Origin of the sequence: Microcoleus sp. B3-D2 (assembly GCF_036705345.1) — a bacterium.
In the GTDB taxonomy this organism is placed as follows: Bacteria; Cyanobacteriota; Cyanobacteriia; order Cyanobacteriales; family Microcoleaceae; genus Microcoleus.
In genome coordinates this window covers 73794-84223 of record NZ_JAUBUG010000021.1, presented here as the reverse complement: position 1 = coordinate 84223, position 10430 = coordinate 73794, and the positions used below count along the sequence as shown (strand labels likewise).

General features: G+C 47.4%; 7 protein-coding genes. 2 read left to right on the top strand and 5 right to left on the bottom strand.

Features of this window, described 5'->3' with window-relative positions:
* The 5 genes from QUB14_RS10775 to petP form a co-directional block, all read right to left on the bottom strand.
* The coding region (locus QUB14_RS10775) for an IS4 family transposase (protein WP_333216826.1) at positions 1 to 942 on the bottom strand (942 nt) is incomplete at its 3' end.
* A 255-nt stretch (positions 943 to 1197) separates the two neighbouring features.
* Positions 1198 to 1629: a hypothetical protein gene (locus QUB14_RS10770; protein ID WP_333216828.1), complete on the bottom strand. Its 432-nt coding sequence runs from the start codon at positions 1627 to 1629 to the stop codon at positions 1198 to 1200.
* Positions 1630 to 1635: 6 nt separating this feature from the next.
* Positions 1636 to 4743: a tetratricopeptide repeat protein gene (locus QUB14_RS10765; RefSeq protein ID WP_333216830.1), complete on the bottom strand. Its 3108-nt coding sequence runs from the start codon at positions 4741 to 4743 to the stop codon at positions 1636 to 1638.
* Positions 4744 to 4956: 213 nt separating this feature from the next.
* Positions 4957 to 6051 (bottom strand): Get3/ArsA fold putative tail anchor-mediating ATPase NosAFP, encoded by a 1095-nt coding sequence (locus tag QUB14_RS10760; protein WP_333216832.1) that lies wholly within the window; start codon positions 6049 to 6051, stop codon positions 4957 to 4959.
* A 257-nt stretch (positions 6052 to 6308) separates the two neighbouring features.
* Entirely contained in the window at positions 6309 to 6509 is a 201-nt protein-coding gene (gene petP / locus QUB14_RS10755; RefSeq protein WP_333216834.1) for a cytochrome b6f subunit PetP, read from the bottom strand.
* 669 nt (positions 6510 to 7178) lie between these two features.
* Here petP and QUB14_RS10750 point away from each other — a divergent pair.
* Together QUB14_RS10750 and QUB14_RS10745 are read left to right on the top strand one after the other, a co-directional pair.
* Positions 7179 to 8285: a FecR domain-containing protein gene (locus QUB14_RS10750; protein WP_333216836.1), complete on the top strand. Its 1107-nt coding sequence runs from the start codon at positions 7179 to 7181 to the stop codon at positions 8283 to 8285.
* A 237-nt stretch (positions 8286 to 8522) separates the two neighbouring features.
* Positions 8523 to 10337 carry an adenylate/guanylate cyclase domain-containing protein gene (locus QUB14_RS10745; RefSeq protein WP_333216838.1) on the top strand — a complete coding sequence of 605 codons (1815 nt, stop codon included), beginning with the start codon at positions 8523 to 8525 and terminating at the stop codon, positions 10335 to 10337.
* Positions 10338 to 10430 lie beyond the last annotated feature (93 nt).

The following is a 10430-nucleotide window of genomic DNA, read 5'->3' as shown; positions in this document are numbered from 1 at the left end:
TTCAAAACCATTAATGGGCAAGGTGGTCAGTAATAACCAACTCACAGGCTTCTCTGTGGCCGGCGGGTTTTCTTCACAAGCCAAAATCACTTGCACTCTCAGTGGCTGTAAATTCTGGCGGTGAGGGTGGCTTTGAGGAGGTAGAATTTCGACTGTTGTAGCCCGCAGGTTCAGAGTCGCTTTACGAGCTAATCGCTGCGGATTAGCTCGCAATTCCAAGTCCAGTTGTCCGGCGAGCGGTACTTTGGCGATCGCACCTTGTAGTCGCTCTACTTCTTTTGTACCATCAGAGTTCTTGACTTGACGGTTGTGATAAGCGCGAATTAACAACTGAGAATTCTCAGGTCTTTGAGTCGCTAAAAAGTCATAGATGTCGGCTTCGCGATCGGCTACTGTTAGTACAGTAATCGATTCTGGTATCACCTTCTGGGTCGCATCAATAGCTGTTAACCAACGCTGGCTTTCTTTGTCTTTGGTTTCGGTTTGATTTCTGGAATGCTTCTTACCAATCGTCGCAGGATCTCGCGCCCATACTTGTTGGTGCAACACTCCTAATGGTACTCCATTGGCAGAGCTACAAAATACTGAGTGAACTTTCAGACCCCGACTGGTGGCACTATCCAAGTGTCCCATTCCTTTCTTGCTCTTATGGTGGGTGAAATTCAGTTCTGTGGTGTCCTGAATCGCCAGAACCATTGGGTGTACTTTGATTCGTTCGCTGGTACTTCTTTGGTGGGCTTGGCGAATCGCATCTGACGAGACTCGTGGAGATGACCAAAAGTCATAAGCCCCTTGGGTGGCTGCCCAATCCCCTGATGCTTGTGGCACAGTGGCATGGGGCTGTGAGGCTAAGTCCGACACAATACGCACCAGCCGTTTCTGGCGACGTTGGTCGCCTAAACAAGCAAATTGTAGTTCTGCTACTGCCCATTCTGCCGTCATAGTTCCTCACTCGCCTCTGGTGCCATAATTCACGGATTAATTGAGTCGGTTCCTGGTTGTCAATCCTACTCCAAGGGAGCCATCGCCCGGAGGTCGCTCCGGGCGGGGCCGGAGCGCCTTTGTTAAGAAAGATGTGAGTAAGGCATAGCTTAAGAAGGGGGACTTTGAGAACACTTTTATATCCCTCTTACAAATCATGACTTGGAACACTCTTGTCCCCCCCTTCTTAAGGGGGGTTAGGGGGGATCGAGAGGACTAAAACCTCAACCGATAAACCCGTTCAACCAAATCACTAGCCTTTCCCAATAACCTCTTCGCCATATTCTGCGGATTAGAATTAGTCAAAGGAGGAGCCAAAAAATTATTGTAATCATCAGTCTGCCGCGAAGGAGTATTTTCATCTAACTCAGGAAGATACTTATTCTTTTCGTTCTCCTTCTTGCTGTGAATTGTCTTCAATTCCTTAAAAGCCAGCTCGAAATCCTTATAAAAAGCAGCATCTTTTTGAGCTATATTAATAAGTTGAGACGCTTTCTGTAACTCGCCACTGACCAAAGCCTCACCAACTTCATTCACTTCAGCTATCAACTCAGGCGAAAGAGGAGCTTCAAATCTCGCGAGGGCGATCAAAAAAGCTTTAGGCGCAAACTGATTAGCTCCTGACAACGTAGATTCTTGAGAAGTCATGTTAGTTTAGCCGTTCCCGGTAATGTTAAAAGCAGCCCAGTAGTAAGGATGCTCGTAGGGCTTCTCATCTATTGTAGCTAAATTTTCTTGCAGAATTGAGGCATCAATTCCACAGGAGAATAAAATAGCAACTTTGTTGTCAAACTCAGCCTGTCTCAGCAAAGGCAACAACTCTCCCGCGTACCACTCACCTAGCTTACCATTCGTCAGTTGTCGGAGCCAATCTTTTGCTTGTTGCAGCGCTGCCGGCGGCTGGATTCCCTGCTTCCATAACTGGTAGAAATAAATCATTAAGAAGGCGCTAGAACGCTCCTCCGCTCGCCACAGCGTGCTGATAACATAATTAGTTTCCGGCAAAAAGCCACTCGATATGCCCACGAATTCATCGATTAACTCACCTTTCTTTGTAATACCTGTTTCGCAAGCGCTGAGGCAGACTAGGTAATAATTGACAAATTTTAACTGCAAAATGTCGGTCAATGTCAATTCTTCATCTTTGGATAACATTAACGCCGACGCCTCGGACTTTTCCGTGTTGTGGTAGGCGTGACCTGTATAATGAAAGACGCTGTTGCTGGCTTTTAGTGCTTGAATAATTGCGGTTTTCGTGGAGGCATTGGAGGCGCGGTGAGTTTGATTAATTTGGCTGATGACTGCTGCTTCTATTGGAGGATATTCATAGTCCGTTTTGCCTATTATTACCAGTGAATTTGTCCCTATTTTCGTGGGGTTTTGCTGTTGCTGTTGGATGGCAATTTGGGCGCTGGGCAGGCGGGTAATCCTGCGGATTTGATTTTTCCTAGTATCAGTAACAGCGTCGGTGAAAAAGGGAGGCAGAAACAGGGAATCTAGGGGGAGTACGTGCAAGTCGCGGTGGGGAATTAAGATTAAGTGTTCGATATCGGTGAGGTGGGTGCAAATTTCGGCAATTTTGAGGATGTCAGTGAGTTGTTGCAATTGCGCTGTCATTGACTCGCGCCAGAGATGGGATTCTTTGCTTTGCTGTTTGTTGGTAGTTTTGCCGTAATTTTGATAGTGGGTTTTCCAGTTTTCCAGCCATTTTTCTAAACTCTGACTGTTGCGCTTTGCGAATATATCGGTGACAGGTGTGCAGATAACTTCAAACTTTTCTAGGGTAATGATAAAAGCAGTCAGGGAAACTGGGCTGAGATGCCAGTAAATAATTGCCGTTTCGGTGTTGTTTGCCAGTAAGTCTCGGATTTGGAGATAAGTCGGGCTATCGGTGCGGTTTTGCCAACCTGCGCGCATCCATTGCAGGCAAAAGTTTTTCCTGGCTTCGGCTTTTTCCAGGGCATTTACTTTGTCGCCAGACTCGACGAGGGTATCGACTTCTAACTGGTAAAGTCCGGCAAATTTGCGCTTGAGTCGCAAATTTATTTCCGGGTGAGTTTCATTGTCTAAAATTAAGTTTTCTAAGACGGTAGTAGCTTCGGTAAGGTACTCGTTGGTTTTGGGATCTCCCAAGCTACGACAGACGGTAATTAAGCCTTGCAATACTTCTAAATAAGTTTCTGGAATCAGGGGTGATTTCAAAAAATCGCGGGCTTGTTCGTAGCTGGCTTTGGCTTTGTGGAAAGATTCAAAATATGTGGCTGTTTGTTTGCCGTGTTGGTAGTGTGCCTTGCCTTTTTCATGGTGCAAATTGCCGCAAGCGAGGCGATAGTCGTGGTTGCTGGGCTGATATTTCTGTAAGCCTTCATCCCAGTTTTGAATGGCTTCAATGTAGCGCCCGGAGCTGAAAAATGCCGAACCTCGATTAGCCCAAGCTTGCCAGAATTGATCGCTTGTAATTGCTAAGGCTTTCTCGAAGGCTGCGATCGCCTCACTGTAGCGACCCAAATTTACTAGGGCAATGCCCAGCCCGTTCCAGGCCCCGTGGTCTTTGGGGTTAATTTCTAAAGCTTTCTCGAAAGCTGCGATCGCCTCACTGTAGCGGCCCAAATCTATTAGGGCAATGCCCAGCCCGTTCCAGGCATAGTGGTATTTGGAGTCAATTTCTAAGGCTGTCTCGAAGGCTGCGATCGCCTCACTGTAGCGGCCCAAAGCATTTAGGACATTGCCCAGCCCGTTCAAGGCCTCGTGGAATTTGGGGTCAATTTCTAAGGCATTCTCGAAGGCTGCGATCGCCTCACTGTAGCGGCCCAAATCCTTTAGGGTAGCGCCCAGCCCGTTCCAGGCATAGTGGTATTTGGGGTCAATTTCTAAGGCATTCTCGAAGGCTGCGATCGCCTCACTGTAGCGGCCCAAATCTTGTAGGGTAGCGCCCAGCCCGTTCCAGGCATCATCGTATTTGGGGTCAATTTCTAAGGCATTCTCGAAGGCTACGATCGCCTCACTGTTGCGGCCCAAATTCTTTAGGGTAAAGCCCAGTGCGTACCAGGCATAGTGGAATTTGGGGTCAATTTCTAAGGCTTTCTCGAAGGCTGCGATCGCCTCACTGTAGCGGCCCCAATTCTTTAGGGTAAAGCCCAGTCCGTACCAGGCCTGGTCAAATTTGGGGTCAATTTCTAAGGCTGTCTCGAAGGCTGCGATCGCCCCTCCTAAATCTCCTGCATTATAGCATTCTTTTCCTTGATTAAATAACTCTTTTACCTGTTGACTGACTTCTCTTTCTATAGATTCTGACTCCGCAGTAGAATCAAATTGGTTAGCAGGATCTAAATTATCTGTACTTTCACTTGTCTCTAATGAATCATCCACCGAAGTCGGATTCAAACTCTTCCCAGCCAACAATTGCCTGCCCATATTGCCAGCCACCTCACTAATTTTCCCGCAATTCATTTCACCCAGCCGCACCATTCGCCCCCCCAATTCTAAATGCGTTTCCGGGGATACCAGCAACCTTTCTCCAAATTCTTGCAGCCAGTTTTCCCACTCAGCATCTTTGATGTTGCAGGCGATTAAAAAGCCTTTAATTTCGCCCCGACTCCAGCCTTGTGCAACACCCTCTAACAGTTGCAAAAATTTCTGTTCGTATTCCCCAAAAGTCCGAATCGAAGTTGGCTTTGGCGGTGGGGGTGCAGGTTGTTTGCGGAAGCGCCGCTGAATTTGCCGCCACAGGTTGAGGATGCGTTGCCAAATTTGTCGGAACATTGGCTGGGTGGGTGAGATGTTGCTGGAGATTGTAGCATAAGCAACGGAGGACAGGGCAATGCCGTATCCCTACCCTCGATTAATTGTAGGGAAACGGCACTGCCGTGTCCTGACTTTGGCCGCGGAGGATACGGCATTGCCGTCTCCCTACCCACATAATTTTCGGGAAACTAAGGACTAAAGTCCTTACTAGAAACGATCTTCTTCCTTACCCTAAAAAGAAATAATCAAGTAACCATTCAGGAACTTAGCACCAGTAACAGATTTCCCAGTTAGCGCCGGAGGCAGCAAAATATTGCGCCGCTGATCGCCCGCTTCGATCGTCACTTCCGGCCCCGATTGAATCAATTTAATTTCTTTCTTGTCAAACCCAGGCAAAAACAAACTAACTTGACGCTGTGCAATGTTGATGTTAATGGGTTGAGGAGCTTTTACCGCCTGAGAAAAATCGGGCAAAGCATCAATTAGCGGCTGCCAATTATTGTCACTGTGCGCCGGAACCGAAACAGCCGTCAAAGGCTCAAAATCGGCAGTAATAGCTTCTGTAACCGATGCTTGATTAACAATGACACCGCCCACAGTCAAACCAACTTGTTGAGAACTTCCCCAAAGATAGCGAGCAGTTGCGATCGCACTTGCATCTCCAGTCGTCACCAAAAAAGCCGCCGTGCGGTTCGGATCTGCCAGCGCTTCCTTACCCTTATCCAAAAGATTATCGACTTGCTTAGTAGATTGAAAAGCATTGTCTCCCGACAAATCCACCGTCAACACGGTACTGACAACCGGTTGAATAAAAGGTGAAAGCGCTTTCCCCAAATCCGAATCTACCAAAGCTTGACGGAACCTGCGGATGTACCAACTCAGAATTTCCGGCATTCCCAGCATCCGCAGCGTATCCATGCCGCCATTGCCGTCATAAACGATCACATCGTATTGTTTGCTGTCCTCGTATTCTCGAAGTTCGTTCAACGCCAGCGCGCTGTCCATTCCCGGCAACACCCCTAATTCTTGACCGTAAATCTGCTTGAAAAACGGAGTGCGGACATATTGAGCTTCTAGTTGTTTAACTTCGTCCCACCTGCGTTCTAGCAGCGGCGCGCTTTGCACCTGAACTGCTTTGAGGTTGGGGGCGATTTCTTGGGGGCTGAGAGTCAGAGGAACCCCTAGCAGAATACCCAATGCAGGGCCCGGATCTTGGCCGAGCAGCAGAACTCGCTTGCCTTGAGCGGCATATTTTTTAGCTGTTGCGATCGCGATCGTACTGCGGCCAGTGCCGCCTTTGCCCAAAAATGTCAAAATCAAAGCCATTTTCTGTTCTCACTGCCAAAGCTTACTCTTTAACATTTAAGCGCAACCTTCAGCCAGAGTGGGGGAGGGGGGAGAGTGGAGGAAGAGGAGAGTCGGCGAGTCGGAGAGTGGGAGAGGGGAAGAATTGGGAAAATTTTTCCTCTTCCTTCTTCCATCGGACTGACATCCGTTACATCCGTTACATCCGTTACATCCGTTACATCCGTTACATCCGTTACAGAATCCGTTGCCGAACTTCCTTCTTCCTTCTACATCTGTTAAACGGGTTCTAGCTCATCTTCAAAGAACCAAGTCGAAAAACCGTCAAACTTGACAACCACGCCTACTCCGCTACCGTCAACCATTCTGAATCCGTCAACAGTGCCTACTGGATTCGCCTTTATCTTGCCCACTATATTTGCAGGTATCCGATCTCTGAGACGGCGCACCTTAACTCTCTGACCTACTTCTATTGCCACTGAAATTGTTCTCCTGCTCTATATAACCTATATACAACCGTCCATTTTACAGTTTGGCGTCTACTTCGGAACAGCAACACCAGCAGGCGATCGCTCCCTATGATTTTCCATCGAAATTTCGACCAACTTTCCCTAAAAAACGCTATTCTAGTCGGAGTTGGTCGATCGTGTACCCTGATTCGCTTAGGTTTGCCTCATAAGGTTCCGCATGGGCAAGTTCCACTCCCAGAGCCGGGCGCACCACTTAGATAATTATTTTTTATCACCTCGCAAAAAGAATCTTTTTATTAATTGCCACAACTACAGGATTTCTCCCCAGTTAGTCATCCTTCCGGCAGAAGCCAAAAGGCATTCAGAAGTTGTAATTAATTTTATGTTTGTTATATATAACTCGGCGCTCTCTAAGGTTGAGATCGGCGGAATTACTGCTGCAAAGCACTTTGAGTCTGGTTAGCAAAATTTTCCGAAGGTCATATTTTAGTAAAGTGCCATGTTGTAACAGTTTACTAAAATATGACAATAAAAAGAAGATTTAATGCTAAAATTTAAGGTTGAGAAAGTGGATTTTTGCTGCGGTCTTACGCCATAAAAAGTGGAACGATTGCCGGATTTAGGGAGTCTAATAGAGGAAATGAAGTCAAGGAACTTCAACATCACAAAATTGAAATAATGAATAAAATTTTTACGTGCTGGCGATCGACCAAAATTCCGCTCCTAAGTTTGTCGTTAGCTGTGTTCGCCTGTCTGCCGCTTGGTCGTGGGACGATCGCCAGTCCGCTCTCTCCATCCCCCAAACAGCCGTTGAACGCTAGTAAAATTGTCTCGGTCGATCGACCGCCAGCACTGCCAACAGGCTCAAGATCTCCCAAAAATCCGGCAACAGTGGCGGCGAATTCATCCCCAGCAGAGACGATAAAGGCTCAGGGAACAGCGGTCGGGCGATCGCTCGAAATAGAAGAAATTCGCGGTAAAGTAAGCTTTAAAGGGCGACCAGCAGTCGTGGGCGATCGGCTTCTGGCCCCCGGAGACGAAATCATCACCGGCCCCGATTCCACAGCCCGTTTAGGCATCGACAACAACGCCGGCATCGTTGAAGTTTCCGAAAAAACCGCAGTCAGAATATCCAATTTGTCAAGCAGTGCAGGTGGCGAGAAAGACACAGCCATTTTTGTCAGCAGGGGGCGAGTCAGGTTGTCGATCGGCAAAACTGCTGCGACAACTCCCGCAGCCAACACCTCAACAATTATCCCGCCAAACCAAATAGCTGCCCTCAATAGCTTCAGCGGACTCGGCAAATCCAGTCAAATTGCCCAACAAAAAAAATCTGCCAAAACCGCCCCAGTCAGGGTTGAAACCCCAGAAGGCGTTGCCGGAGTCCGCGGCACCTCCTTTGGCGTCAGCGTCGGTGGGGGTAAAACCGCAGTCGAAACTATTGAAGGTGCAGTCGTAGTATCCGACAGCGCCGACTCAGAAGTAGTTGTCAACAGCGGCAACTCCACGGCAATTTTCCCTCAAACCTCGCCCGTGGCGCCCTCAGCGAGCCCTCGCCTAGCTCAACTCAAAGTCCGCAGTTTGTTGAGACTCAGCGGCAATATCTATCGCCTCAGCGGTCAAATTAACCCGATCGACATAGTTTATGTCAACAACGAAGAGATTAAGATCGATCCAAAGGGCAACTTCAAAATCCAAGGAATTTTACCTCCAAGCCGCCGCCTCAAAATCGTAGTGCGAGGCCCGTCAATCACAGAACGGCATTACAGCCTCGTCGTTCCCTAAACAACCTATCGTCGCGAGTAAAGTGCGCGGGCAGTCTCTGAAGACGTGAGTTAGAGCCTAAGTCGTATCTGGGTGAATTATTTTGTGTAGGTGCGAAGCATTTCGCGGTGAATCTCGGTAGTCAAAATAAATAAATTTCGCGTCAACCCTTCGCCCTTACGGTATTGTAAAACTTCATGACTCGCACTGCTGTCGAAAGTCGGACTCGAATGTCAATTATTTCGTCAAATTAATTGCATGAAGTTCAAACAATGGATGGATTATCTCAAACACAATCAACTGATCGGTCTGCGGCAATATATAATTTCAAACCCTCCCTGGATAACAGGCACCCTAGCAGGGCTAATGTCTGTAGTCATGCTGCAAGTGGGAATGTGGAAACCCCTTGAATATTTGGGATACAAAACGCTATTTCAAATTCGAGAATCGGGTATATTACCAAATCCCGGATGGGATCAGAGAATTGCAGTAATTGCGATCGAACCGCATTCCTTGCAAGAATACGGTCAATTTCCTTGGCCCCGCAACCGCTATGCCGAACTGCTAGAATCACTGAAAAAATCTCCCCCTACAGCAGTTGGTTTTGACATTCTTTTCCTCGATCCAAGCCCAAAAGATAATATTTTAGCCGCTGCAATCGCCGCCAACGGCAGAGTTGTACTCGCTAGAACCCCCAAAGAAGAACCCGTAGCATCTTTAAAAGCAGCAGCCGCAGGTGTCGGCCACATAGGGCAGGAAGCCGATAGCGACGGTATTAGCCGCCAGTCAAAAATCTTTATGAAGGGGATTCCTAATTTCGGTTTAGCAATGACTCACAGGTACAATGCTGCTAATCCCCAAGATCCAGTATTGCTTCCACAGTCTAAAAATAAGCAGGAAAAAAAAGTTTGGATTAACTGGCCGGGGAAAACTGAAAATCTACCTACCTATGCTTTTGTTGATGTCGTAGAAGGTAGAATTCCCGCAGATGCTCTGACCAATAAGTTAGTTTTAGTGGGCATAGTTGCTACCGGTTTCGACCCCATATCTTCACCTCTCAACAAGACTACGGGTGGGGTTTATTTATATGCAGCGTTGGTTGACAATTTGCTCAATCAACGCTTGCTGCAGCGGCTGCCGGTACTCGTAGAAATTTTGTTATTGTTGGGAATTGGCCCGCTTACCGCTTTGGTTCTGGGCCACCGAGGTGTTAAGGAGAGAATTGCGATCGCTCTCGGCTTGCCTATAATTTGGATTGCGGCTGCTGCTTTGTTATTTGGCTTCTTTTTTTGGTGGGTTCCGATTGCTGCACCTATTGGCACCCTCATTTTATCTAGCACTGCTTTGCAACTGCGGGAACAGTACGAAAAGCAGCAGTTGATGAGGTTATTTGAAAAGCACGTCGCTCCGGAGACAGCTCAGCTTATTTGGGAACGCAAAGCTGAGATATTTGAACAGGGAGAACTCGAACCTCAAGAACTTACAGCAACGGTGCTGTTTATGGATATTCGTAGTTTTACTTCGATTTCAGAAAAAATGCGACCGCGAGATTTACTTACATGGCTGAACAATTATTTGGAAGCGATGACCAACTGTATTATGGATCACGGCGGCGTTGTAGATAAATACATCGGTGATGCAATTATGGCAGTTTTTGGGGTGCCTTTTTGCCATACCGAATATCGACAAATCCAACAAGATGCTTTGAATGCAGTTGCGGCTTGCATTGCGATGCACGAACGGCTGCACCAACTTAACCAGCAGCTTAGAATTGAACGCAAACCTTTAATTAAATTTGGCATCGGTTTGCATACCGGACAGTTAGTTGCTGGTAGCGTGGGCGGTTCCCGGCGTTTGAATTATTCTGTGATCGGCGATGCTGTCAACGTTGCTGCTAGATTGGAGGCGATGAATAAGGAAATTGTTTCTGACAGTCCTTTTAATTTGTTGGTGACGGGGAGGACTTTTGCTTACGTGCGCGATCGCTACGAAGGTCAAAAAGTAGGGTCGATTCAATTGCGCGGTAAAAAAGAAGAGACTGTGGTTTATGCTATTTTGGGTGAAAAGCATTAGTTATTGGGCATTGGGTATTGGGCATTGGGCATTGGGCATTGGGCATTGGGCATTGGGCATTGGTTCAGGACTTACGTATCAAAACCAAAGAAA